Origin of the sequence: Mycobacterium sp. KBS0706 (assembly GCF_005938675.2) — a bacterium.
Lineage (GTDB): Bacteria > Pseudomonadota > Alphaproteobacteria > DSM-16000 > Inquilinaceae > Inquilinus.
The window spans coordinates 50,153-74,673 of sequence record NZ_VCCH02000038.1; the positions used below are offsets into that span (position 1 = coordinate 50,153).

At 65.8% G+C, this 24,521-nt stretch carries 20 protein-coding genes and 2 pseudogenes; 14 read left to right on the top strand and 8 right to left on the bottom strand.

The features are described 5' to 3' along the window. The first annotated feature begins 28 nt into the window (after window positions 1-28). On the top strand, window positions 29-2,902 hold the full coding sequence (locus FFK22_RS20865; RefSeq protein WP_138888624.1) for a hypothetical protein: 2,874 nt from the start codon (window positions 29-31) through the stop codon (window positions 2,900-2,902). A gap of 69 nt (window positions 2,903-2,971) precedes the next feature. Here FFK22_RS20865 and FFK22_RS20870 read toward each other — a convergent pair whose 3' ends face one another. The 4 genes from FFK22_RS20870 to FFK22_RS20885 form a co-directional block, all read right to left on the bottom strand. Next, window positions 2,972-8,548 carry an ATP-binding sensor histidine kinase gene (locus FFK22_RS20870; protein WP_221938742.1) on the bottom strand — a complete coding sequence of 1,859 codons (5,577 nt, stop codon included), beginning with the start codon at window positions 8,546-8,548 and terminating at the stop codon, window positions 2,972-2,974. A 37-nt stretch (window positions 8,549-8,585) separates the two neighbouring features. After that, window positions 8,586-9,329 (bottom strand): dienelactone hydrolase family protein, encoded by a 744-nt coding sequence (locus FFK22_RS20875; protein WP_221938743.1) that lies wholly within the window; start codon window positions 9,327-9,329, stop codon window positions 8,586-8,588. 221 nt (window positions 9,330-9,550) lie between these two features. Further along, entirely contained in the window at window positions 9,551-9,973 is a 423-nt protein-coding gene (locus FFK22_RS20880) for a hypothetical protein (protein ID WP_138888626.1), read from the bottom strand. 184 nt (window positions 9,974-10,157) lie between these two features. Further along, window positions 10,158-11,474 (bottom strand): MFS transporter, encoded by a 1,317-nt coding sequence (locus FFK22_RS20885; protein WP_138888627.1) that lies wholly within the window; start codon window positions 11,472-11,474, stop codon window positions 10,158-10,160. Between the two features lie 244 nt (window positions 11,475-11,718). Between FFK22_RS20885 and FFK22_RS20890 the strand changes: the two genes are divergently transcribed. From FFK22_RS20890 to fhuF, 8 genes are all read left to right on the top strand, one after another. Further along, a complete protein-coding gene (locus FFK22_RS20890) occupies window positions 11,719-12,318 on the top strand; it encodes a class I SAM-dependent methyltransferase (RefSeq protein WP_138888628.1) in 600 nt (199 codons plus the stop codon). 149 nt (window positions 12,319-12,467) lie between these two features. Next, window positions 12,468-13,199: a hypothetical protein gene (locus FFK22_RS20895; protein WP_138888629.1), complete on the top strand. Its 732-nt coding sequence runs from the start codon at window positions 12,468-12,470 to the stop codon at window positions 13,197-13,199. Window positions 13,200-13,204: 5 nt separating this feature from the next. Further along, window positions 13,205-13,687, top strand: a complete 483-nt coding sequence (locus tag FFK22_RS20900) for a GNAT family N-acetyltransferase (RefSeq protein WP_138888630.1) — start codon at window positions 13,205-13,207, stop codon at window positions 13,685-13,687. Window positions 13,688-13,787: 100 nt separating this feature from the next. Continuing rightward, a complete protein-coding gene (locus FFK22_RS20905) occupies window positions 13,788-14,384 on the top strand; it encodes a TetR/AcrR family transcriptional regulator (RefSeq protein WP_138888631.1) in 597 nt (198 codons plus the stop codon). Between the two features lie 49 nt (window positions 14,385-14,433). Next, on the top strand, window positions 14,434-15,300 hold the full coding sequence (locus FFK22_RS20910; RefSeq protein WP_138888632.1) for an alpha/beta fold hydrolase: 867 nt from the start codon (window positions 14,434-14,436) through the stop codon (window positions 15,298-15,300). A gap of 62 nt (window positions 15,301-15,362) precedes the next feature. Then, on the top strand, window positions 15,363-16,277 hold the full coding sequence (locus tag FFK22_RS20915) for an isopenicillin N synthase family oxygenase (RefSeq protein ID WP_138888633.1): 915 nt from the start codon (window positions 15,363-15,365) through the stop codon (window positions 16,275-16,277). A gap of 37 nt (window positions 16,278-16,314) precedes the next feature. Beyond that, window positions 16,315-16,599, top strand: a complete 285-nt coding sequence (locus FFK22_RS20920; RefSeq protein ID WP_138888634.1) for a DUF1488 family protein — start codon at window positions 16,315-16,317, stop codon at window positions 16,597-16,599. Between the two features lie 80 nt (window positions 16,600-16,679). Further along, window positions 16,680-17,426 carry a siderophore-iron reductase FhuF gene (gene fhuF, locus FFK22_RS20925; RefSeq protein WP_138888635.1) on the top strand — a complete coding sequence of 249 codons (747 nt, stop codon included), beginning with the start codon at window positions 16,680-16,682 and terminating at the stop codon, window positions 17,424-17,426. 48 nt (window positions 17,427-17,474) lie between these two features. Here the strand turns inward: fhuF and FFK22_RS20930 are convergent, their stop codons facing one another. Further along, a complete protein-coding gene (locus FFK22_RS20930) occupies window positions 17,475-18,260 on the bottom strand; it encodes a gamma-glutamylcyclotransferase family protein (protein WP_221938744.1) in 786 nt (261 codons plus the stop codon). Window positions 18,261-18,548: 288 nt separating this feature from the next. Here FFK22_RS20930 and FFK22_RS20935 point away from each other — a divergent pair. The 3 genes and pseudogenes from FFK22_RS20935 to FFK22_RS20945 all read left to right on the top strand — a co-directional run. Further along, a pseudogene (locus FFK22_RS20935) lies at window positions 18,549-18,914 on the top strand (transposase); the annotation flags it as partial. Between the two features lie 175 nt (window positions 18,915-19,089). After that, window positions 19,090-19,422, top strand: coding sequence for a ribbon-helix-helix domain-containing protein (locus FFK22_RS20940; protein WP_138888636.1), 333 nt, complete (start codon window positions 19,090-19,092; stop codon window positions 19,420-19,422). A 32-nt stretch (window positions 19,423-19,454) separates the two neighbouring features. After that, on the top strand, window positions 19,455-19,667 hold the full coding sequence (locus tag FFK22_RS20945) for a hypothetical protein (RefSeq protein ID WP_138888637.1): 213 nt from the start codon (window positions 19,455-19,457) through the stop codon (window positions 19,665-19,667). Window positions 19,668-19,777: 110 nt separating this feature from the next. Here the strand turns inward: FFK22_RS20945 and FFK22_RS20950 are convergent, their stop codons facing one another. Both FFK22_RS20950 and FFK22_RS20955 read right to left on the bottom strand, forming a co-directional pair. Beyond that, the gene (locus FFK22_RS20950) at window positions 19,778-20,371 is read right to left on the bottom strand and encodes a hypothetical protein (protein WP_138888638.1); all 594 of its coding nucleotides are present in this window, start codon (window positions 20,369-20,371) and stop codon (window positions 19,778-19,780) included. A gap of 268 nt (window positions 20,372-20,639) precedes the next feature. Further along, window positions 20,640-21,002 carry an STAS domain-containing protein gene (locus tag FFK22_RS20955; RefSeq protein ID WP_138888639.1) on the bottom strand — a complete coding sequence of 121 codons (363 nt, stop codon included), beginning with the start codon at window positions 21,000-21,002 and terminating at the stop codon, window positions 20,640-20,642. 140 nt (window positions 21,003-21,142) lie between these two features. On the opposite strand from FFK22_RS20955, the gene FFK22_RS20960 reads away from it, so the two are divergent. Continuing rightward, window positions 21,143-23,611, top strand: a complete 2,469-nt coding sequence (locus tag FFK22_RS20960) for a glycogen/starch/alpha-glucan phosphorylase (RefSeq protein WP_138888640.1) — start codon at window positions 21,143-21,145, stop codon at window positions 23,609-23,611. Between the two features lie 60 nt (window positions 23,612-23,671). Then, window positions 23,672-24,211: a hypothetical protein gene (locus tag FFK22_RS20965; protein WP_138888641.1), complete on the top strand. Its 540-nt coding sequence runs from the start codon at window positions 23,672-23,674 to the stop codon at window positions 24,209-24,211. A gap of 121 nt (window positions 24,212-24,332) precedes the next feature. Here the strand turns inward: FFK22_RS20965 and FFK22_RS20970 are convergent. Then, a pseudogene (locus tag FFK22_RS20970) lies at window positions 24,333-24,521 on the bottom strand (response regulator); the annotation flags it as partial.

Consider the following 24,521-nt stretch of genomic DNA (forward strand, 5'->3'; position numbering starts at 1 on the left):
GCTCGACCATTTCTGGGGCCGTTCGGCGATGAAGCCGACGCTGAAGACCGAGAACGCCCAGTTCGTCGAGGGCGCGATCGTCGTCAAGGCGGCCATGTTCGCCTCCACCGATCCCAAACAGCCGACTGGCTGGTGGGATGCCATGCAGGGTGCGCAGGAATGGCCGCTGTATATTCCCGTCGGCAAGGCCACCACGCCTTCGGTCTGGCCGAGCTATGTCGCCCAGTTCGACATCATCGTGAAGGACAGCCAATCCTCGCCGCAGACCGGCTGGGTGTTCATGACACTGGTCTATGACGCCGCGGCTCCAGGCGACGTCTGGGACAAGATGGTGCCGCTCGGCGTGCAATGGGGCAACGACCCGGAGGCGAAGACCGAAGGCGCCACGCTGACGGAGAACTGGATCAATCCCAAGGCGCCGCTCTATTCCACCCAGACGCTCGGCTGGGGCGGGCGGCTGTCCGGCCCCAATGACGGCGGCCGCAACGACATCGTCGTCGACGGCAAGCCGATCAAGAACGCCCCCGATTCCGGCTGCATGAGCTGCCACAGCACCGCGCAATGGAATATCGACCAGCACGAGATGGTGAGCTTCCTGCTCCCGTCCTTTGCCACCGACGACCCGAAATATCCGGGCGGCTTCCTGCTCTGCAACGACAAGGGTGAGCAGGATCCGAAGGGATCCTATATCTGCTCGCCGGCGCCGGGGTCGGCGGGCTGGATGAAGTGGTTCCAGAACCGGCGCGGCGACGTGCCGATGGACCAGGGCTCGTTCGCCACGGATTTCGACGAGGTGTTCTCGTTCAAATCGCTCCCGCTGTGGTGGGCGGCGGTCAATCCGAGCGGCGCGGCCATGGCGGTCCAGGAAGGCGCGCCGGCGCAGCGCGTCAACCAGTACACCGGCGCACCGCTGCCGCAGGAGCAGCAAGTAGCAGGCCCCTCCTCCCGGCGGGCGCTCCGTCCGCCGGGAGGGCGTGGCCCTCACCCGCCTGCGAAACCGGTAGCAAACGTGCAGCGCTTCCCGGGCCGACCAGTTGCAGTGGCCGCGCGCCTGCACCGCTCCCAGGCTCGCAACCTTCAGGTCCCAGCTCACATCGGAGATCCTGTGATGTCACACCGCTCCCTTGCCAGCCGCCTCGTCGCCGCCGGATGCAGCGCCGTGGCCGTCCTGTCCGGCGCACCGCCGGTCCAGGCCCAGCCCCTTCAGATCAGCCCCACCCTTCCCCCCGACATCAGCTCGGGCGCCCCGACGGCCACCCTGACCGAAGCCAGCAACTTCGCCTGGCAGGAATTCATCGCGCTGAACTGGCCGGCCGCGCAGCTGAACGGCGTGGTGCAGCGCGGCCAGCCGGACATCGGTGCCAAGTTCGGCCAGGCGGGAGCGACGCCGCTGGTGTGGGAGAGCTACCGCCAGAAGGTGGAGATCTTCCCCGGCGCCAACAGCGAGGCCGTCCCGCCGCACGGCGTCAATGGACCAGGCACATCGCAGGACCCCTACAACTACAGCGATCCGCCACAATACCTCTATTCCGGCGGGACCATCCCCAATGGCGGCGTCGTCGATGCCTGCCCCGGCCAGGCCCCGGTGACCCAGCCCGCCTGGGTCAACCTGGACGAAACCAGCCAGATCGGCCTGGACCAGATGTATGCCGGGATCGTTGACGTCCCGGCGACGACACAGCCCAACACCGCCCCGCAGCTGATCCGCTTCCTGGCAAAGGCGAACCAGAAGGAATACGACTACATCGTCGGCAACAAGCTGTGGTTCACCACCGGCGACGCCTACACGAACCGGATCGCAGCATGGCAAGCCGCCTTGCGAGACGACCAGCCGCCGCTCGATTCCGGTTCCGTGATCACGCTGCCCGCCGGCACGGTCGAGGTGAAGGCGGCGTGGCGGCCGTTGGCGAAGGGGGAAGATTCCAGCCAGTTCCACATGACCACCGTCCGCTACTATGAGCCGGGTCCGGGCGGCAGCCCCTGCTATCGGGAGGACCAGTGGGCCCTGGCGGGCCTGCACATCATCCAGAAGACAATGTCGGCCCCCTATTTCATCTTCGCCACCTTCGAGCAGGCGGGCAATGTGGTGACCGCCGACGGCGTGGCGACGGAGGACGCCAACGGCAAGGTGGTAATCCCCACCGCCGGGCCCAACACGCCCGCCCTCGTCTACACCGACGACCCGAACACCCCGACCGTGAAGACGAATCCCGCCAACACCTTCTGCGACACTCCCGGCAAGCGGCTCTACTATCAGGAGGCGCTCGGCAATCCGCCGGGCGGCACGCCGGCCGGCGGCAATATCTGCGTCGACGCCCGCTACGAGCCTATCCCGCCCGTGGTGCAGGCTGCCAACGCCACGTGGCACGGCCTCATTTCAGACTATAACGCCCAGAACAACCTGAAATCCCCCTGGCTCTATTACAAGCTGGTCAGCGTCCAGGCCGTGCCGTTCAATCATGCGGATATCAGCACGGATTCCGACAGCACGAAGCAGATCGGCAACTTCTACCAGGCCAACATCGTCGTCGAGACGGACTACACGCTGCAGCAGTTTCTGGCCCGCATCGCCGCCAACAACGCCCCGACACTCTACCCGGCGGTCAACCCGGCGCTGATCACGCGAAGCTCGACAAAGACGCCGCCGCTGCAGACGCCGCCGCCGAGGTCGCCGAATTTCCAGAACGTCTATGTGGCCGCGGGCAGCCATTTCACCACCTACCAGATGGGCGGCTGCATGGGCTGTCACGGCAACGCCCAGGTGAGCGGAAACGACTTCAGCTTCATCGTCGGCGGCAACGCCTTCAACACGACGCCCGACGTCCCTGCACCCAACGCCACGAAGCAAGCGCTGTACCTCTCGCTCTTCGGCAATCCGCTTCCGGCGGACCTCAAGAAATAGGCCGCGATCCGGAGAGAGCTGCGAGTCCGGTCGCAGCCCTTTTCGTGTCGCCGCACCTGCCGGTCTGGCTCACGGCGCCCCGTCCGTGCGCGACGGAAGCGCGAAGGTGACGGTTGCCCCGCGAGTCTCGTTGTTGGCCGCCCAGAGACGGCCGCCATGCGATTCGACGATCGAACGGCAGATGACGAGCCCCATGCCCATTCCCTGCGGCTTGGTCGTGAAGAACGGCTCGAGGGCGCGCTCCGGGTCCTTGAAGCCCGCTCCGGCGTCGCGCACCTCGACGAGGATCGTGTCGGGGCCGTCGCGGCGCGAGCGGATCTGGATCGAGCGAGCGTCGTCGGCCACGGCGTCCATCGCCTCCATTCCATTCCGGATCAGGTTCACCAGCACCTGCTGCACCTGGACGCGATCGAGCGCGACCGACGGCAGGGCCGGATCGAGCGTCGTCTCGATCCGGACACCCTTTGCCGCAATCTTGTCGGCCATCAGGTGGCAGACCTCACCGATCAAGCGGTTGAGATCTTCCGGCGATCTGACATGCGGCGCCTGATGGAACAGGGCCCGGATGCGGCTGACGACATCTGCGGCCGAGGTGGCGTCGCGGGCGATGCGTCCGGCCGTGATCTTCGCGCGCTCCAAATTCGGAGGCTCGGTGGACAGCCAACGCTGGCAGGCGTGGGAATTCGCGACGATCGCAGCCAGCGGCTGGTTGACCTCATGGGCGATCGAGGCGGAAAGCTCAGCCAGGCTCGCGGCCTGAGTGGCCTGCGCGAGCCTGTCGGCGGCGTGCCGCAACACCTCTTCGCCGTGCTTGCGCTCGGTCAGGTCGACGACGAAGGCCACGCCCCGGTCTCGTTGCTGGTCGAATGCGGCAACGCCCACCAGTACAGGCACGCGACTGCCATCCTTGCGCAGGTACTCCTTCTCGAGCGGGAGGGCACTCCCCGTCATTCTCACTTCCGCGATATTCCGCGCGTGACGCTCGTACCACCCTGGCGGAATCAGAGTGGACGTGCTCAGGCGGCCTGCGGCGACATCCTCTCGCTCGTATCCCACCATGCGGAGAAAGGCGTCGTTGGCCTCGATGATCGACAGGCCGTCGGGTTCGACACCCGGGCCTATGGTCTGCCATATGAAGGTCCCGATGATGTTGGCGTCGACCAGCCGGCGGATCTTCGCCTCGCGTTCGGCGACATCGCGGTACAGGCCGGCGTTTTCGAGCGCGATCGCAGCCTGGGAGGCCAGCAGTTTGAGAATGGCGGTCCGGGCCTGCACGAACACGTCGGGCGCCAGGTTGTTTTCCAGGTACAGCAAGCCGCTGAGCTTGGCCTGCGCGAGAAGCGGCAGGCAGAGAATCGATTTGCCCTGGTGTTGACGAATATACGGGTCTGCGGCAAATGGCTGCTGCGCAGCGGCATCGTCGAGAACGACCGGATCCTGCGTTCGCATGACATATTGCAGCACGGATTGGGGCAGCGCCATCTCGGCCGAGGGCTCATCGCGCAGATCGACCGCGATCATCTCGTTGCCGGTGATGGCCTCTGCCACGCACCACAATTCGCCCCCGCGCGCGAGTATCAGGACACCGCGCTCGGCGCCCGCCTGTTCGATCGCCGTGCGCATCACAGTATCGATCAGCGTCTCCAGCACGATCTCACGGGAGATCGTCTGCGACACCTTGATGACTGTCGCGAGGTCGAGATGGTCGACCGGCGTGTCGATCGTGCTGGTCGAACCGGGTGGCGATCCTTCCTTGCCGAGCTGCGGAAACATGTCGTCAAGTTGCCGCACCTTGCCGTCGGCTCCCCACCGCAAGTAGCCGTAACGAGCGTTTCGCAGGTAGAGCTGCCCGATCTCATTCAGGCCGCGTTCAGTATAGAAGCGCGCTGCAGTCTCGTAGGCGACCGCCTCGTTGTGAACAAAACCGCTGGCCCGGGCCGAATGGATGGCCTGTTCGTAGAGCCGCTCTGCGTCCAGTTCGCGACCTTCCAATCGCGCGATCTCCGCGCCGACCAGCGCCGCGCGATTCAAGAAGTTCTCCGGGCAATTCTCCGCCCATGCTGCGAGTCGTTTGTGATGAGCGGTCAAAGCCGCCAGATGTTGCTGGCGCTCGCCGGAGTGTGACGATCGGTGGAGGCCGTCCGCGGTACGTGAGGGCGCCGGCCCGTCCTGGTCGGAAACCGCGGACACGCAGGATGCCGCGTGAGAAAGCGCGGCATAGAAGTGATACTCCGCCGTCTCGAAAAAGCCGACCATCGTCCAGAGCATCGGCTGCGCCTTCGCCGCCGCATCGAGTGCGGAAGAGTAATCGGCTGCAAGGAAGCGGGCCTGCAGCTTCCGGATCCAGTACACGGCCGGGTTGGGTGTATAATGCCGCTCGACCAGCGCGCCGCCGGTCTGCCCGTCATCGAACCAGCCGAATTCGGGAGTGAACCCGCGGAGGGTACTGACCAGGCCGAGCTGCGTGGCGATGATGTCGATCTGGTGCCCGAACCGTGCCCCTTCGGCAAACTCGAGACCGATCTCGGCCTGGCGCTGCGCCTCGACCAGCGGGTCACCGGCAGCGAGGAAGTTCGTATTCAGGTTGTCGAGGCTGTACACGGAAATGTTGCGATCGCCGACCTTGGTCGCGACATCGAACGCTCGCTCCATCAGCCCGCGGCACGCCTTGACGTGCTTCGTCCAGGGCAGGACGAATTGCGCAAACCACAGATAGGTCCGAGCCTGGAAACGCACCAGGTGACGTTTCTCGACCAGGTCATAGCCGAGTTGACCGAATTGGAGTGCGGCTTTGTAGTCGCCGAACCGAGGCCCGGCAATCTTGCCGAAATACACATAAGCGACACATGAGGCATCGCCGTTGCCGCGCTCCAGGCTGAGGTTGACCGCTCGGCAGACGGTCATGCACAGCAGGTTCTCGTCAATGAAGATTGCCGTCGGAAAAATCTTGGTCAGGACATCCAGGGTCGCGAGCGATGCCGGATCGCTCAACAAGGGCAAATCGATGAGATCGCCGATGTCGCGGCTGCCCAACTGAGACCAGACCCGTTCGTATTCACGGCGCGCCTCTTCTTCCGTCGGATGGGGGGACCATTCACCCCCCAGATGCCGGAGGTAGTCGAGGCAGGCGGCCACGGCGTGGTCGGTCTGATCGAGAGTCGTGTACAGATCGATGCGCAGGCATTCGACGGTTGCTCGTTCGACCGTGTCGGCGGCGCGGGTGGCAAGCATGGTCAAGCGCTTCTCGGCGGCCGTCAGCTCGCCCGTGAGGAACTCGCATTCCGCTCGGTGAAATTCCAGAGCAAAGGCGAGGTCATGGCGGCGCTCCCAACTGTCGCTCGCCTCGAGTGCGGCGCCGGCGTTCAGGTAGCTAAGCGCCGAAGCGTATGCCGCGGAGGCTTTGGCACGTTTGCCTGCCACCAGATTGAGCTCGGCCAGGTGCTCGCGCTCGTCCGGTGAGGCGATCAGTGCGGCCCCGCGGTTGAGCTGGTTGACGATCTCGAAGACCGCCTCGTCCTGCTTCTGTGGCGGAGTGCGCGCCGCCAACAACCTGCCAATTCGCAGATGGGCCTCGGCCCGTGATGGTTCCGGGATCAGCGAATAGGCCGCTTCTTGAATTCGGTCGTGCACGAATTTGTAGGAACCGTCCAAACGAACAATCAAATCCAGATGGGTAGCCTCCCATAAATCCAGGCGGACCCGGTCTTCCGATGTTCCACGAACGATCGAAATCGTGGAAACATCGGCGGTGTTGCCAAGACAGGAAAGCTCCTTGATGGCCTCCTGAGCTGCCATGGGCAGACGGTTGATTTTGCCCACCATGAGGTCAACGACATTATCGGTGTAGCTCTTGGCCTGGATACGGCTCAGGTCCCAGGACCATCGCCCCAGACCGTGGTCGAACGTGAGCAGGTCTTCGTCGACAAGCGCAGTGACGAACTGGGTGGCAAAAAACGGATTGCCGCCGGTCTTTCCGTGAACCAGATGCGCCAGCGGCGCCACCAGATCCGATGCGCAGCGAAAGGCATCCGCAAGCAGTGCTCCCAGATCCTCACGGGTCAAGGGTGCAAGCGTGATCTCCTGCACCACCGCTCCGGCCTGGCGCATCGCTTCCAGCTTGCGCATCAGTGGATGCGATGAATTGACTTCATTGTCTCGATAAGCTGCGATCAGCAACAAGTGCTGCGCATCCGATTGACACAGCAGATCCTCGATCAGATCGAGGGTGGCCAGGTCCAGCCATTGCAGATCATCGAGAAATAGCGCGAGGGGGTGGTCCTGCCGCGCGAACACTCCGAGAAATCGGCGAAACACCAATTGGAAGCGGGCTTGCGCGTCCTGCGGCGGCAGATCAGGGGTCGGCGGCTGCTCTCCCATGATCAGCTTCAGTTCAGGCACCAGAGTTGCAATGAGCTGCCCGTTCGGGCCCAAGGCTTCGCCGAGTGCCTGGCGCCAGTCGTGCAGGTCTGCCTCGCTCTTGCCGAGAAGCGGGCGGATCAGGCTCTGAAACGCTTGAGCCAGGGTGGCGTAAGGAATGTCGCGCTTGTACTGGTCGAACTTGCCCGATGCAAAGAGAGCGCGGGGCGGAACCAGCGCCTTGTGGAGTTCGTTGACGACGGCGGATTTGCCGATTCCGGAATAGCCGGACACCAGCACCAGCTCGGGCCTGCCGCCGGCGATCACACGATCGAATGCAGCGAGCAGCGTCTCGATGTCGCGCGCTCTCCCGTAAAGCCTTTCGGGGATCGATAGACGATCCGGCAAGTCGGCTTCGCCCGGCAGGAAGCTTCCGATCTGTCCGTTGGCTTGCCAATCCGCCAGGCAGCGCCGCAGGTCGCGCTCGACGCCGGCGGCGGTCTGATATCGATCCTCCGCCGTCTTGGCGAGCAGTTTTGTGACGATGTGGGAAATCGCGCTCGGGATCTCCGCCAGGCGCTCATGCGGCGGCACCGGCGTCCGGGCGATATGGCAATGGATCCATTCCAGAGGGTCGGATGCGATGAACGGCAGCGCGCCCGTGAGCATCTGGTAGAAGATCACCCCGAGTGCGTAAAGATCGCTGCGCGAGTCGATCGACCGGTTCATCCGTCCGGTCTGTTCGGGCGGCATATAGGCGAGCGTCCCGGAGATGAACTCCGGCGGGCCGGGAGGCCGGCGCTCGCGTGGAAGCCGCGAGGCGAGCCCGAAGCCGGTCAGGTGTACATCTCCCTTCGCGCCGTCGACCAGGATGTGGGCCGGCTTCAGGTCGCGGTGGACCAGGCCCTGCTGATGGACCTGGCGCAGGGCAGCCGTGATGCCGGTCGCCAGCTCGAGGAATCGCGTTGTCTCAATCGGTCCGCAAAGATGCCGCTCCAGCGGGTCGCCACCCGGATCCTCGAGAAGCAACAAAGCCCGATCGCGGACGAATTCCAGCGGCCGGGCAGCCCACGCACTCTCCAGATGGTCTTTCAGCCCGTATTCGTGCGCGAGACGGTCGACGCTGGCCGGCGGCGGGGACTCCGCGGTCAGCCGCAGCGCCAGCACGCTGCGCGGTCCCCTCTTTTCGTCGGCACGCCATGCCCGGGAGAGCGCGCGCTCACCGTCTTCCCACAGCACTTGGATTCGGTGATCTTCCAGGCCGGCGCCGGACGAGACGTACCGGCTCATCTATCGCGTGCCCTGGACGAGGTCACTGTCTTCCGGGTCATTGTCGGCCTCCGCCGGCGAACACCTCCTCGAACAGCGCCAGCATCATCGTCCACGACCGCTTGTCCGCAGCGCGATCGTAGCCGTAGCCGGGCTTGTTCAATCGGTCGATGTCGGGATTGGTGTGCGCATGTCCGACTCTGCCGAAGAGGTGAAGCTGCCAGTCCACCTGCTTTCGTTCCATTTCCGCTGCGAAATCGGCCCTGTCTTGCGCCGGCACATCGGGATCCTGGTCGCCAATCATCATCAGGACCTTGGCCTGGATCGGTTCATCCAGGCTTCCTGCGGGACGCATCAGACCGGGATGAAAGCCGACGGCGCATCGAACCGGCGCCCCGCTGCGCGCAAGTTCGAGAGCGGTCATTCCTCCCTGGCAGAAGCCGATCGCCGCCAGCCGCTCCTGATCCACCCCAGGTAGGGTCGTCAGGACCCTGAGCGCAGCGCTCGCGCGAGCCAGCATCAGTCCTGGAGCGGACACCAACTCGATATGGCGGCTCACCGCCTCCGACAACGACAACCCTTCGACGCCATACATGTCGAGAGCGAATGCGGCGTAGCCGAGCTCGGCCAGGCGTCTCGTTCGCGCCCGGATATGATCATTCATCCCGAAGGCCTCGTGTGCCACCAGGATCGCCGGCTTTTTCACATGCGGCGCATCATCGGCGAAATAGCCCGTCAGCCTGGCGCCGTCACAGTCATAGACGATCGCGCGTGTTTCCAACGTCAGATCTCCCTGGGCCATCCTCCTGAGAGACCGTTAATGCCCCAGTCTTGGCAAGGCATAAAGCATGCTCGGGCGCACGCCGCTCGCCTCCCGACCGGAAGCGACGATTGCGCGATGACATGCCCCCCGAGATCCCGCGGACCTCCCCGCCTGACCCGGGAAACCGTCGGGCCGCGCCGGCGATGCGGTTTTGCGATCGGATGACCCGATCCGGCCCAGACTCACCCGCTCTCCAAACCTCAGAGCAGCGGTGAATCCGCGGCGACGAGCAGCCAGGGCAGGGCCAGGCCGGCGGCCCGGCCGATCGCCCACCAGGCCGGGCCGAGGTCGCGCGCTTCGACCAGGCGGTCGAGATCGATCAGCAGCACCTCGTGCCGGCCGGTGTCGCCGGTCGCGACCCAGTGATTGATGCGGTTCGACCCGTCGATTACCCAGAACTCGCCCGACCGGCGGGCCATCAGCACCGGCCCCTGCAGCCCCCAGGGCTCGGTCCGGTCGTGGCGCCCGTTGCCGTGGCGGGCCAGCGCCTCGGTCGACCACAGCTCGCGGGTGATCGTCCAGCGGCCGTCGCCGGGCGACAGCGCGCCGAACCGCTTCGCGAGCAAGCGCCGCAGCACGTTGCGGCCCAGCCATGCGCCGCGGCGGCGATGGTTCCGCAGCACGCGCCAGACCTCACGCCACAGGCGATCCCGATACCGCAACCCGCAATCCCCCTTCCCGCCCCCGGCTGGGCAAGCCGAAATGCGGCGCCCTGGCAACTGGGGGTTGAAGGCGAAAATTACAGTTTTGTGATATTCCCGCCAACAGTCAGATGCGAGAAGACCTCCCCTCGCCCGGGACCGCTCGTCAGCGGCCGACCCGGGTCAGGTCCTGGTCGTGCGTCTCGCGGATCAGCCAGACCGCGACCACGCTGATCACCGCGGCGATGCTGATATAGAAGCCGACCCAGCCGAGCCCGCCCTGGTCGACCAGCGTCTGGGCGATGTAGGGCGCCAGCGACGCGCCGAGGATGCCGGCCAGGTTGTAGGTCAGCGACGCCCCGGTGTAGCGCACCCGGGTCGGGAACAGCTCGGGCAGGAAGGCGCCCATCGGGCCGAAGATCAGCCCCATCAGGAACAGGCCGAGGCACAGGAACAGGGTGACCAGCAGCACCGAGCCGCTGCCCAGCAGCGGGGCCAGGGCGAAGCCGAACAGCGCCGTCAGGACGCCGCCGACGATCAGCACCGGCCGCCGCCCCAGCCGGTCGCTGAGCCAGGAGGACAGCGGGATGCCGAGGCCGAGGAAGATGATGGCGATGCATTCCAGCCCGAGGAAGGCCTGGCGCGAATAGCCGAGCGCCTTGGTGCCGTAGCCGAGCGAGAACACCGTGGTGATGTAGAACAGGGCGTAGCAGGACACCATCGCCAGCGTGCCGAGGATGGTGATGCGGGTGTAGCGGGCCAGCACCTCGCCGATCGGCACGCGCACCCGCTCCTGCCGCTCCATCGCCGCGCGGAACACCGGCGTCTCGACCAGCTTCAGCCGGACATAGAGGCCGACCGCCACCAGCACGGCGCTGAGCAGGAACGGCACGCGCCAGCCCCAGGCCCGGAACTGCGCATCGTCCAGCCCCAGCGCCAGCAGCAGGAACAGCCCGTTGGCGGCGAGGAAGCCGATCGGCGCGCCGAGCTGCGGGAACATGCCGAACCAGCCGCGCTTGCCGGCCGGGGCGTTCTCCACCGCCAGCAGCGCCGCGCCGCCCCATTCGCCGCCGAGGCCGAGGCCCTGGCCGAAGCGCAGCAGGCACAGGAGCGCCGGCGCCAGCCAGCCGATCGCGGCATAGCCCGGCACCACGCCGATCAGCGTGGTCGAGACGCCCATCAGCAGCAGCGACGCCACCAGGGTCGCCTTGCGGCCGACGCGGTCGCCGAAATGGCCGAGCAGGGCCGAGCCGACCGGACGGGCGACGAAGGCGATGGCGAAGGTGGCGAAGGCGAGCAGCAGCTGCGCCGCATCCGATTCCTGCGGGAAGAACACCGGCCCGAACACCAGGGCCGCAGCCGTGCCGTAGAGGTAGAAATCGTAGAACTCGATGGCAGTGCCGACCAGGCTCGCCATCACGATCCGGCCGGTGGAATTGGCGGCGGCCGGGGCGGCCGTCCTCCCATAGGTTGTTTCCGTCATGAAGGATGGCACCGATCGTTGCACGGGGCGAAGAACCAGGATCCTTTTGTGTCGCGGCCGCCGCACCGTCAACAGCAAGCCGCCGCGTCGCCCTCCACCCCCGGCATGGCTGCATCGCGCCCGCCGGGAAGCGCCGGCGAGTTGCGATGATCTTGCGATTGGCGCCGGAACGGAGCATCAAGCGTCCGTCGCCCGGAGGACCGGACGCCTCCATCCGTTCGACGTCGCAAGGACCCGTCGCCCGATGACCGACCGCAAAGCCGGCCAAGACCGGCCGGACATGAACCCCTGGCTGTTCTTCCGCCGCTGGCTCGCCAACCCCCGCGAGGTGGGATCGGTGGCGCCGTCGTCGCCCGCCCTGAAGCGCCGGCTGACCCAGGAGGTCGTGCGCGCCCCCGACGAATATGTGGTCGAGCTGGGCGGCGGCACCGGGGCCATCACCCGCGGCATCCTGGAGCGCGGCGTCCCCCCCGAGCGCCTGTATGTGCTCGAGATCAACCCGGAGATGGCGCAACATCTGCGCGACATCTTCCCTGGCATCCACGTGATCGAAGGCGACGCCCGCCGCCTGGGCGAGATCCTGCCGCCCGAGGTGGTCGGCAAGGTCGGCACCACGGTGTGCGGCATCCCGATGCTGCTGCTGACGCTGGAGGAGCAGCAGGCGATCCTCGATTCGGCCTATTCGGTGATGCCGAAGGGCCGGCAGGTCGTGCTCTACACTTACGCCCTGTCCTCGCCGCTGCCGCGCGACAAGCTGGGCCTGACCGGCCGCCGCGTCGGCTTCGTCCCGGCCAACATCCCGCCGGCCTCGGTCTGGGCCTATCGGCAGCGCCGCGCCGGCTGACGCGCCTCGCTCCGCTTCCGCCGCCCCGCCGGACAGGGCATACTGGGCCATTCGACGGATCGACCGGCGGCGGCCTGGCCGGCCGCAAGGTCGTGCGTTCATGGCCGGCCACGGTGCCGCGGCCGCCTGGCTTCGGAGGATGTGCGACGATGAAACCCTGGCTTCTTCTGGTCGCTGCATTCGGGCTCGCGCTGCCGGCCCAGGCCCAAGTCCCGGCCTATCATGTCCAGCTCCAGGTCAACGCCACCACCGATGTCGGCGGCGGGGCGTGCCGGGTCGGCACCGGCGTGATCGGGACCTATCCCGACAGCCCCGGCCGGCTGGCGATCGGTACGCCGGTCGACCTGTTCGTCCCCTGCGCCACCGCCGGGGCGTCCTTTTTCGAGGCCCGGCTGGCCGGCGGCCCCGGCGGCCTTCAGCCCGACGGACCGAACGCGCTGCGGCCGATGGCGACCCCGGTGGCGCTGCCGTCCAGCCCCGCGGCGCCGCGCTTGGTCCCACCCCCGCCACAGTTCCAGCCGCCGCCGTCACGGCAGGTGCTGATCGCCCCGACCGCCCCCGTGGCGCCCCGGGTGGCGCCGTCGCGCCCGCTGGTGATCCAGGGTGCCGCGCCGGTGGTCGTGGTCCCGCCGGGCACCGCCTTGACCCCGGCGCCGGCCCCCGCCTTTGCGCGCCCATTGCCGCCGGTGCCGGCGGTCCAAAGCGGCGACATGGCGACGATGCGCCCGGACGCCGCGATCGTGCTGAGCTTCGGCCCGGTCAGCGCCGCCCGGGCCGGAACCTCGCAGCGCGTCGTGTTGCCGACCGACCCGAGCTATCCGGCGCTGCTAACCCAGCTCGGCGGCATCGTGCCGGGCCAGACCAAGCCGCTGCCGCGATAATCGCGGTGCTGCCGTCCTTCGAGACGCCGCGGCTGATCCTGCGGCCGCGGGTCATGGCGGACCTTGCGGACTGCGTGGCCATGGACCGCGACCCGGAGGTGGTGCGCTACATCGACGGGCCCTGGGCCGACCCGGCAGCGCATCGCGCGTTCGTCGAGGCGCGGATCACCGCCGCCTACCCGGATGGGCTGGGCTACTGGACGGTGCGGACCCGGGCGCCGGACGCCGCCTTCCTCGGCTGGGTGCTGCTGATCCCGCTCGACGGCACCGAGATCGAGATCGGCTGGCGCTTCAACCGGACGAGCTGGGGCCAGGGCTACGCCACCGAGGCGGCGGCGCCGGTGCTGGCCCATGCCCGGGAAACGCTGGGGGTGTCCGCGGTCGCCGACATCCACCCGGACAACGCGGCCTCGATGCGGGTGGCCGAAAAGCTCGGCCTGCGCCGCATCGGGCCCGACGGGCATGGCGCCATCCGCTACGCCGGCTGAGACGAGATCCTGAGACGGCCATCCCTTGGAACGGCCTGGGCTGCCCACAATATTATCGGCATCATCTCATGAATCACACCGCGGGTATCGGGGAGCCGGCATGCGCTACAGCAAGGACCACAAGCAGGAGACCCGGGAGCGGATCGTCCGCACCGCCGCCAGGCGCTTCCGCGAGGATGGGGTGGAGGCGGTCGGCGTCGCCGCGCTGATGGCCGATGCCGGGCTGACCCATGGCGGCTTCTACGCCCATTTCCCGTCGAAGGAGGCGCTGGTGGCCGCCGCCTGCGCCGAAGGCTTCGGCGAGAGCCAGCGCCGCCTCCGCAAGATCATCGAGCAGCGCCCGCCCGGCGAAAAGCTGGCTGCGATGGCCGAATCCTATCTGTCGCCGGCTCATCGCGACCATCCGGGCCAGGGCTGCATCGCCGCCGCGATCGGGCCTGAGATCGCCCGCCACCCGGCCGAGACCCGGGCCGAATACACCCAGGGGCTGCACGGCCTGCTCGAGCTGGCCGAGGCGGCACTCGAGGCCGATGGCGGCGACCCGGCAGCGGCGGCGCAGGCCGTGGCCGCCATGGTCGGCGCCCTGATCCTGGCCCGCGGCGCCACCGACCAGACCCTGTCGGACCGTTTCCTCGACAGCGGGGTGCAGGCCGTCCGCGGCCTCGCGACACACGGGAAGGACCCGGCTCCCAGGTGATAAGATCCCGGCTCTTTGATCCCAATTCACGTCACCGGGAGCACCCATCATGTTCCGTGGTCTGGGAAGAACCCTGCTGCACGCCGCCGTCGCAGCCGGCATCGGCCTCGTGGCGCTGACGGCCCAGGCGGAAGAGGTCTGGCAGACCCTGCCGGAGCCGCCGCCGCTGCCCAAGCCGGCCGAGAGCGGCGCGGCGCCGGTCAACGACATCCAGATGTACTACGCCGTGTTCGGCAAGGGCCGGCCGGTGATCCTGCTGCATGGCGGCCTGTCCAACTCCGACTACTGGGGCAGCCTGGTGCCGGCGCTGACCGCCCAGGGCTTCCAGGTGATCGTGGCCGACAGCCGGGGCCATGGCCGCAGCACCCGCTCGGCCCAGCCCTACAGCTACGACCTGATGTCGTCGGACGTGCTGGCGCTGCTGGATCACCTGAAGATCCCGAAAGCCGATTTGGTCGGCTGGAGCGACGGCGGCATCATCGGCCTCGACATCGCTATCCACCATCCGGAGCGGCTGAACCGGCTCTACGCCTATGGCGCGAATTCCGACCTGACCGGGCTGAAGACGGATTTCGACAAGAATCCGACCTTCGCCGCCTTCATCGAGCGCGCCGGCACCGAATACCGGAAACTGTCCAAGACGCCGGACCAGTATGACAGCTTCCTGCAGCAGATCTCGCAGATGTGGGCGACCCAGCCCGACTTCACCGCCGACCAGCTGCGCGGTATCAAGGTCCGCACCGCGATCGCCGACGGCGAATATGACGAGGGCATCAAGCGCGAGCACACCGAGTACATGGCGCGCACGATCCCGGGGGCGGAGCTGCACATCCTGCCGAATGTCAGCCATTTCGGCATGCTGCAGAACCCGAAGGAGTTCGATGGCGACGTCATCACATTCCTGACCGCGAAGTAGTCCGTTGACCGGATGACCGGGCCCCGCCACCCTGCCCTCTCCACCAGCACGGGGCGGGCGCGGTGACGGATTTCCAGCGGATCCCGGTGATCGATCTCGCGGCCGACGGCGCGTCCGCCGATATCGGCCGGGCTTGCGAGACCGCCGGCTTCTTCTACGTCACCGGCCATGGCGTGCCGGCGGCGGTGGTCGACGATGTGTTCGCCGCCGCCCGCTGGTTCTTCGACCGGCCGCTGCCCGAGCGCGCGGCGCTGGACGTCGCCGGGTCGCCCTGCTTCCGCGGCTATGTGCCGATGGGCATCATCGGTCCCGGCGTGCCGCGCCGGCTGCTGGAGGCCTTCCAGGTGATGCTCGAGCTCGGCCCGGACGATTCCGACATCCGGGCCGGCAGCGTCATGCATGGCCCGAACCGCTGGCCGGAGAAGGCCCCAGCCTTCCGGACGGCGCTGGAGGTCTATTACGCCGCCATGACCGGGCTGACCGACCGGCTGCTCGGCGCCTTCGCCCGGGCCCTCGATCTCGATCCCGGCTATTTCCGCCCCTATTTCCGCAAGCCGCTGACCCAGCTGCGCCTGCTGCACTACCCGCCGCAGCCGCCGGACGAGGCGGTGCGGGGGGTCGAGGCGCACACCGACACCGGCGCCTTCACCATCCTGCTGCAGGACGGGACCGGCGGGCTGGAGGTGCGCAATCGGGCCGGCGACTGGATCGCCGCGACGCCGGTGCCGGGCAGCTTCGTGATCAATATCGGCGACATGATGCAGAGCTGGACCGACGGCCGCTTCGTCTCCACCCCGCACCGGGTCGCCAACCGCTCCGGCCGCGACCGGATCTCGGTGCCGTTCTTCGCCAATCCCGACTACGACGCCGTGGCCGTGCCGCTCAGCGGCGACCGCAGCCGAGCGCTGGCCTGCGGCCTGCATGTCGAGGCCGCCTACCGCGCCGCCTGGCCGCTGACGGAGCGCGCCGCCCCCTGACATTGCCGCCGCACGCCGCGGGCTGGTAGAAGGCGCCATGGCCCGCCCGATCTTCACCTTCCCCGACGATGCCGCCTGGAACGAGGAGCGCCAGGCGGTCGAGTTCGGCATCGAGGTCGGCGACTATGTCGGGCGGGCGTTCCTGCCGGCAGCGGCGCTGCGCTCGCTGCTCGGGCACCGTCCCACGCCGGCCGAGGCGGTCGAGATCTATCATCACCACCGCGCCGGGATCGAGCGCGCGGCCGAGCTGCGGATCGAGAAGCGGCGCCTCGACCCCGACGCCAATGTGACGCTGGACGGGCGCGACCTGCGGCGCCGGTGACACGCCGCCTCGCCGCGATTGCGGCCGCGGTCGGTTTGCGATAGCCAATTGAGAATGACACGCATTCCTGCTCATCGGCGATGATCGAGATTCTGCGGCCGATCTTCACCGGCGACCTCGCCCATTGCGGCGAGGCGGTGGTGCTGCCGGACGACGAGCGCCCTGCCTTGCCGGGGCCGAGCCTGCTCGACCCGGCGGCGATCGACCGGGTGCTGGACGACTATGCCGGCCAGTATCCTGGCGCGGACCGGCGCGCCGTCGCCTCCTTCTGGTCGCAATGGTATTTCGCGCGGCTGCTGCCGCCGGTGATGGCGGCCAGCCTGCTGCTGGGCCGCCGCTTCCCGATCGCTTTGTCGGAGGTCGCGGTGATTCGCGCGCCGGAGGGCCACCCGATCGCCTTCCGCATCGCGCATGACGGCGAGCCCGACGAGGAGTCGGACGCCTTCCGCCGCTTCGACCGGCTGATCGGCGGCCATGTCGAGCCCTTCATCGCCGCCTGGGCGCGGCACACGCGTGTGGCGCCGCGGCTCTACTGGAACAACGCCGCGGTCTATCTGGACTGGATTCTGGGCGAGATCGCCGCCCATCCGCTGGCCGCCGACGGCCTGACGGCCGAGGCCGGCCAGCTGCTGTCCAGCCGCGAGCGGCCGGACGGCGCGCCGAACCCGCTGTTCGACCCGATCCAGACGATCGAGGAGGACGGCGAGGCCAAGCGCTGGCGCCGGCTGTGTTGCCTGCACTACCGGCTGCCCGAGATCGCCGAATGCGGCACCTGCCCGCATCTGCGGGCCCGGCTGCGCAAGGCCCCGGCGCAGCAGGTCGCCTGAGGGACAGGCAAGACGACGGCCGTGTCGGACGCCGCCCGCTTCCGCGCCTCACTGCGCGGCGGGCGCCAGGTTGCGGATCGCATAGACCTCGGGGAACAGACGGTCTTTGAAACGAGGCGCGGCCGGGGCCGTCTCCTCCAGCAGCTTGTCCACGGCCGCATAGTTCTTGTCATAGACCCAGGGCCGGCGCGGCAGCTCGCGGTCGTTCAGCCAATAGGGGCTCCAATCCGCCGTCGTGTCGATCAACTCGCGGGCATAGTCGGGACCGTATTCCAGGGCACCGTCGATAACGACGTCAACATAGGATTGCAGCACCGGATAGTCGGCCGAAGGTGGCTGCAACCCTTCACCCGGCACTCCGTCCTTGCCGACCGAGACATAGACCCAGATCTTGCCATCTGTCGGGACCTGCTCCCAGGCCACGCCCTCGATGGCGTCGCGCGGCACTTCCATGCGCTTGTAGCCGGCCTCGCGCGCATCGAAGGCGCCCATGTCGTTGCCTTCGACCGGATACAGCACGCCGTTGATCGTCGTCGCCTGCTCGCCGGCGCCGGGCTTGCGCAGCCCGAGGGCGGTGAAGCCTGATTTGGCGCGGTCGACCCAGGCCCTGACATAGCCGAAGGAGGCCGAGACCCGCACCGGGATCGCATCGATCGGCTTGCTGGCGGTGGAGTTGCGGGACGCGGTGTTGATCAGCGATCCATAGCCGAAGATGAAGTTCTGCGGCTGGCCGGGCAGCTTCTTGCCCCACCACTCCGCCGCGCCGGCGCCGGACGCCGTCGCGGCCGACATGAGCAGGGCAATCCCGGAGATCATCAGGTCTCTGCGATGCATGGTGATTCGTCCCCCCTTTATCGGATCCATCGGCCGGCCGGAGCCGGCGGGTGAGGCAAGCGGGCAAATGCGGAGCCGCCCTTCTCAATATATCGATTTCCAAGGCGCAATACTCAGAAACAAGACAAAGGTTAAACCCACTTGAGCCATGACGCCCATTCCAATACCGCTGAGAATATATACGAATTTGCGGGAAATACGCTCGACCGGAGCGGCCGCCAAAGCGGCGCAGCGGCCGTCGGGCAAACGCTTCGGATGCACCGACCATGGATGGATCGTGAGCCGGGTGGGCACCTCCTCGGGCTCGATGTCCATCCGGCCGACGTCCAAGATCGGGGCGGGGCAACGGCCGTTCTGGCCTCGGTGCGAACGCTGTATCCCTGGCTGCGCCACCTGTTCGCCGGCGAGGCTTATGCCGGCGACAAACTGGCGACCGCGCTCGCCGGATTGGGACGGTGGACCATCGAGATCGTCAAACGGTCGGATACCGCCCAGGGCTTCGTCCTGCTGCCCCGGCGTTGGGTCGTCGAGCGCACCTTCGCCTGGCTCGGCCGGTGCCGACGGCTCGCCAAGGACTTCGAGGCTTCCATGGCCAGCGCCGAAGCCTGGATCTGGATCGCCCACGTCCGACTCCTCTCCAAACGCCTCGCCAGACAACCCTCCGCTTTAGGAGTCCGACACTCAGCAACGGACATCTGCACGCGGTACAATTCTACCGTTTTATCACGACAGGAATAAAATCTAATGATATCATTGAGATTGCATCCCTATTATGTCTGACAAAGCTTTCATGCACCGATATTCGTCAAATTCTTTACGGAACCGCATAATGAAATCGAATGACAATCGCGACCGAGCCATCTATCTCCAGCCTGATCGATCCGTGCCGGCATCGAGAACGCGCAACGTGACAGTCGGCGGAGCGCGGTCGAGCATACGGCTGGAAGAGGCGTTTTGGGATGCGCTCGAAGAGATCCTACGACGCGAAGGCCTGACCTTGAATGAACTTGTCTCGAGGATATGGGGCCGCCTTCCGGCCAACGGGAACCTCTCGAGCGCGGCACGCGTGTTCGTCCATAGCTACTTCTACACGCTGAGCCAGAACGGAAAGCCGCTGCTGCCGTCTCAATCCGACTGGAAAATCCGGAATCTGCACAACTGATATTTGCCGAAAGACCAGACCCAGAATACAAAATGCCGTTCATCATCTGGTACTCCGAGCGCCGATCTGAACATTCCAGCCAGCCACGACAGCGACTGCTGTCGACGGAACGAGATAGCGAGGTCGATGCAGTTCGGGCCGCGCACGCGATCGAGACGTCTGGCGGTCATGTGCATCACGTCCAGCGCGACGACGGCACATTCTTCTCGCGAACAGAGCTTCTTCACATGTGGCCCGACACATGATGCGCGCGGTCCCCGCCCTGAGCTTGGGCTGTTCACCGGCGTAACGGACGCTTGGCCAGGCGCAGGTCGCCGGGCCGGTCGCCACAGGGGCGACCGGCCCTTTCACCAAGTCACAGCATGTAATCTGCGGAGCCCGATGCAGGTTCACCGGCGCCGAACACCTCATCGAGGTTGACGATGGTGCCGTTGATGAAGCCGACGAGCCCTCCGACCGTACCTCCGACGCTGCCGAGAACGCCCTGGGCACTGACCTCGTTGCCATATTCCAGGCCGATCTCCAGCCCTGCCGTAAGCCCACCTGCCAGGCCGCCGCTGTCGCCGTTCAGCAGGTGACCGACAAGTCCGAGATCGATGCCGTCAGTGACGGCAAGAAGGCCGTCGACCAATCCGACGGCGGTGTCGAGCACGCCGTTCACCAGCCCCGTCACCGTATGCACGAGGCCCCCGACCAATGAGCCGATCAGGGGAATTTCGCCGACCGCATCGCCAATGTTGTCGATGGCGCCGACAGCAACGCCGACAACGCCGCCCACCGCGCCACCCGCGACACCAAGGAGCCCCTGCTCTCCAGCCTCCTGGCCTTCGGCCACGCCGGTGGTCAGGCCGCTCACCAACCCGCCGAGCAAGCCATCGCTGTCGCCGTTCAACACCTGCTCGACAATGCCAAACACGCTTCCGAGAAGGCCATCGAGTAATCCAGCCATCATATCCTCCAATTTTAGATAAATTATCAGACCCTTCCAAACTGGTCGTTTTGCATATCATAATATGTTGAGCGAACCACGAGTCAATACCTGATATGCTGCAAGTGTTAATGAAATTATAAGTGGACACCGAATACCCAATTTCGGAGAGCGCAATTCGGGACCGGCCTGCGCGTCAGACGCGTTCGACATCCGTCAACATCAGGAAGCGCTAACACTTAGCGCGGTGGATTTCTCGTCTTTCCCCCTATGGCAAATTCTGAGGCACCTACGGCCTCGACTGCTCCGCGTTGATCTCGGAGACACCGTCGGCTTCCGTGGGCCAGATTGTGATCACACGATCCAGTCGGGTGAGTTTCAGCAGTTGCATGACCGGGGGCCTGAGATCGCTCACGCTGAAGCTGAAGGCCAGCGGACGGGCGCCGACCAGCTTGAGTACGGAAATGAGAACGCCAAGCCCGCTGGAATCTACGAACTCGACGTTCTTGCAATTGAGCAGCAGACAAGCATCTGCCGCCTGAGCTCGCTCGATCAGCTCGCGCTTGGCTTCTCGTGCGATTGAAGCGTCGAGGCGGCCGATCTGAAAACGGGCGACCAACACGTCGCCATGAGTCACAAATTCGGCAATCATCAATATTCTCCAAATATGTTGGACGAATTATTATAGCAAAATAGGGTTCTACAGTCATTCGCTTTATGCAATAATCAAGTTTCGGTTATTGATTGCATTTTAGAGATAATTATTGCGCTCTGGCGGTAAGGAGAACCGGCATGGCCAGAACCACGTTGAAGCGCGCGGCGGAGGCTGCCGACCAGGCGGATGAGCTTGCCGCGAACATCCATCATCACCTGCGCTACACACTGGGTCGACGGCCCAGCCAGACGAGCGTGGCCGATGTAAACCTGGCATTGGCGCTGGCGGTGCGGGAACGGCTTGCGGACGCGATGCTCGCGACCGAGGACCGCCACGAACGCGCGGGTGCCAAGCACGTCTACTATCTGTCGATCGAGTTCCTGATGGGCCGCATTCTCGACAACGCGCTGGTCAACCTCGGAATCGAGGAGGCAGCACGGGTCGCGACAGCGCAATTCGGCTTCGATTTGCAGTCGATTCTGGAAGCGGAGCCGGATCCTGCACTGGGAAACGGCGGCCTGGGACGGCTTGCGGCCTGCTTCCTCGATTCCCTCGCGACGCTCGACATCCCGAGCTGCGGATACGGCATCCGCTACGACTTCGGACTGTTTCGCCAGAGTTTCGTGAACGGTCAGCAAAGGGAACATCCGGATCGATGGCTCGATGCTTCGTCGGCCTGGCTGATCGAGCAGAGCAGCGAGGCCTGCCTGGTACCCGTTTACGGTCATGTGGAGCACGGGGCGGACTTGGCGGGCCAGTACAATCCGATGTGGGTCGACTGGCAGGTCCTCATCGGGATCCCATATGATCTGCCCGTCGTGGGCTATGCCGGACACACAGTCAATCGGCTGCGCCTGTTTGCGGCGCGATCATCGGCCGACTTTGACATGCAGATATTCAACAGCGGCGACTATATCCGGGCCGTCGAGAGCAAGATCTCATCCGAGACTGTCTCCAAGGTCCTGTATCCTGAAGACTCCGTGGCTGAAGGCAGAGAGCTCAGGCTGATTCAAGAGTACTTCTTCGTCGCCTGCGCGATGCGGGACATTCTGGCCCAGCTCAAGCGCCGCGGACAGAATATTCGCCACCTTGGCGATGTTGCGGCCATTCAGATGAACGACACGCATCCGGCCCTGGCCGTTGTCGAGCTGATGCGGATCCTCGTCGACGAGGAGCACATCGACTGGGACGACGCCTGGGAGATCACGCAATCCACCCTCGCCTACACGAACCATACGCTTCTTCCCGAGGCTCTGGAGCGGTGGCCTGTGGCGCTTATGGAGCGGGTTCTGCCGCGGCACATGCAGATCATCTATGAGCTCAACCGGCGTTTCCTGGCGCAGATGTCGGAGCGGTTTCCCGGCGATGGACAGCGCCTCGCCCGCATGTCCCTGATCGAAGAAGGTCACAACCGCTCGGTGCGGATGGCGCATCTGACGATGATCGGGTCACATTCGGTCAATGGCGTCGCCGCCCTCCATAGCGCCCTCATCCGGGATACGTTCGGCCGGGACTTCGTCGACGCCTTCCCCGACCGCTTCAACAACAAGACCAACGGCGTCAGCCAGCGCCGCTGGCTGCTCAAGGCCAATCCCGATCTAAGCCATCTCATATCGGAGCGGATCGGCGCAGATTGGATTGCGGATCTGGATCAGCTCCGCCGGCTGGAACCCTACGCCGACGACAAGGCCACGCTGAATGCGCTCGCAATCGCCAAGCGCGCCAACAAACAGCGATTGGCCGAGCTGACGCGCCGCCTGACGGGTGTCTCTCTCGATCCGGCTGCGTGCTTCGACGTGCAAGCGAAGCGCATGCACGAATACAAGCGGCAACTGCTGAACGTGTTCTCGGCGATCGACCTGTACCTGCGCATCGTCGTCGACGGCGAGCGTCCAACCGTACCGCGCGCCGCCATCTTCGCCGGCAAGGCGGCTCCGGGTTACTACATGGCGAAGCTGATCATCCGCCTGATCAACGGGCTTGCCGCGCGTGTGAACGCCGACCCGTTGGCGGCTCCGCATCTGCAGGTGACGCTGTTGCCTGATTATCGCGTGTCCCTTGCGGAGATGATCATCCCCGCGGCAGACCTCAGCGAGCAGATTTCAACGGCCGGCTTCGAGGCCTCGGGAACCGGCAACATGAAATTCGCCATGAACGGCGCTCTGACCATTGGAACGCTCGACGGCGCGAACATCGAGATCCGCGAACAGGTGGGGGCTGAGAATATCTACTCGTTCGGCTTGCATGCAGATGAGGTGAAACGGCTTCACACCTCGGGCGATTACAGCGCCATGCGGATTTACGAAACGCATCCACGTCTGCGCCGTGTGGTCGATGCCCTGCGTGGCGATTTGTTCAGCCCCGAAGAACCAGGGCTTTTCAAGCCAATCGTCGATGCATTGCTGAATGGGAACGACCACTACTTCGTGCTGGCCGACTTTGCTGATTACGTCGACACAAAGGACCGGGCAATCACGGATTTCGAGAACAGCGATCTATGGCAGCGTCGGGTGATGTTCAATATCGCCTATATGGGCATGTTCTCGAGCGACCGCACAATCCGTCAATACGCCAGCGAGATTTGGAAAGCTGGTCATCTTGGATAGCTGACCCTGGCGCGACCCGCCGCGTTGGAATTTCGGGTTCAGCGGCTCCGGAGGTTTGCAATGGTCAACAGTTCGCTTCGCTTGATCTCGATTGACGGCCAGAGCCTGGAGAACCGCCCGGGAACGACATGTTCGGCGGCGCCGGACGAGCCCGGCTTGGATCACTTCCAGCGGCTGGGGCTCACCATCGCGAGGGTCGCAGAGGCCCGGACACAGTTGACGGGCAGCTTCAGCCACCACCTCGACCTTCGTGTCGCCTGCCGACCGCATGAGACCGAGGACGATGCAGCCCCGATCGTATGGGATGTGCTGGGCCACTGGCGGCGACCGCGCCGGCATTACCTGGTGATTTCGGACATTGACGAGTGGCTCGGCTTGCGAGGCGCCGATGCGCTCGCCCTGCTCCGAGGCATGCGCAATGATGCGCTGGCGGAGAACACCGGCCCGGCTGCGGTCTCGGATTGCTTCGAACATCGCGGACGACGGGTGATCAATCCGTTTCGAGATCGATATGGCAATGACACCAGCCCGCTGAGCGAGTACGGCAACGGCTATCGGTTATGGCGAGCCCGCTGGACTGATGTCGCCCAGAATGGCTGACCGGAGTCGCGGCCGCCTCGCTCACTGCCGCCAAAGCCTCCACGGCGCGGTCTATGGGACGACGTCGGCCCTGGTGACAGGCCATGCGGTTGCCATCTCGTATGACAAAAGGGTCCGGGTCTCACGGCAACTCTTGCCTGCGGGCCCAGATGGCGCGGATTTCGTCCGACAGCGTCATCGGGTCGAAGGGCTTGGAAATGACGTCGATGGCGCCGAGGGCGCGGAAGCGTGCCACCTCCTGCGGCTGAACCTTGGCGGTCATGAACACGGCCGGCGTGGCCTCCGTCCCCGGCAGCGCCCGCAGCGCCGA

What these genes read in the sequence shown, in the direction of transcription:
- FFK22_RS20950 (WP_138888638.1), bottom strand. Translation starts at nt 20,371, where the DNA reads ATGGCTGGATTACTCGATGGCCTTCTCGGAAGCGTGTTTGGCATTGTC.
- FFK22_RS20895 (WP_138888629.1), top strand. Translation starts at nt 12,468, where the DNA reads ATGAAACCCTGGCTTCTTCTGGTCGCTGCATTCGGGCTCGCGCTGCCG.
- FFK22_RS20865 (WP_138888624.1), top strand. Translation starts at nt 29, where the DNA reads ATGAAGCCGACGCTGAAGACCGAGAACGCCCAGTTCGTCGAGGGCGCG.
- FFK22_RS20965 (WP_138888641.1), top strand. Translation starts at nt 23,672, where the DNA reads ATGGTCAACAGTTCGCTTCGCTTGATCTCGATTGACGGCCAGAGCCTG.
- FFK22_RS20955 (WP_138888639.1), bottom strand. Translation starts at nt 21,002, where the DNA reads ATGATTGCCGAATTTGTGACTCATGGCGACGTGTTGGTCGCCCGTTTT.
- FFK22_RS20885 (WP_138888627.1), bottom strand. Translation starts at nt 11,474, where the DNA reads ATGACGGAAACAACCTATGGGAGGACGGCCGCCCCGGCCGCCGCCAAT.
- FFK22_RS20875 (WP_221938743.1), bottom strand. Translation starts at nt 9,329, where the DNA reads ATGGCCCAGGGAGATCTGACGTTGGAAACACGCGCGATCGTCTATGAC.
- FFK22_RS20940 (WP_138888636.1), top strand. Translation starts at nt 19,090, where the DNA reads ATGAAATCGAATGACAATCGCGACCGAGCCATCTATCTCCAGCCTGAT.
- FFK22_RS20920 (WP_138888634.1), top strand. Translation starts at nt 16,315, where the DNA reads ATGGCCCGCCCGATCTTCACCTTCCCCGACGATGCCGCCTGGAACGAG.
- FFK22_RS20870 (WP_221938742.1), bottom strand. Translation starts at nt 8,548, where the DNA reads ATGAGCCGGTACGTCTCGTCCGGCGCCGGCCTGGAAGATCACCGAATC.
- FFK22_RS20910 (WP_138888632.1), top strand. Translation starts at nt 14,434, where the DNA reads ATGTTCCGTGGTCTGGGAAGAACCCTGCTGCACGCCGCCGTCGCAGCC.
- FFK22_RS20890 (WP_138888628.1), top strand. Translation starts at nt 11,719, where the DNA reads ATGACCGACCGCAAAGCCGGCCAAGACCGGCCGGACATGAACCCCTGG.
- FFK22_RS20960 (WP_138888640.1), top strand. Translation starts at nt 21,143, where the DNA reads ATGGCCAGAACCACGTTGAAGCGCGCGGCGGAGGCTGCCGACCAGGCG.
- FFK22_RS20930 (WP_221938744.1), bottom strand. Translation starts at nt 18,260, where the DNA reads ATGCATCGCAGAGACCTGATGATCTCCGGGATTGCCCTGCTCATGTCG.
- FFK22_RS20905 (WP_138888631.1), top strand. Translation starts at nt 13,788, where the DNA reads ATGCGCTACAGCAAGGACCACAAGCAGGAGACCCGGGAGCGGATCGTC.
- fhuF (WP_138888635.1), top strand. Translation starts at nt 16,680, where the DNA reads ATGATCGAGATTCTGCGGCCGATCTTCACCGGCGACCTCGCCCATTGC.
- FFK22_RS20945 (WP_138888637.1), top strand. Translation starts at nt 19,455, where the DNA reads ATGCCGTTCATCATCTGGTACTCCGAGCGCCGATCTGAACATTCCAGC.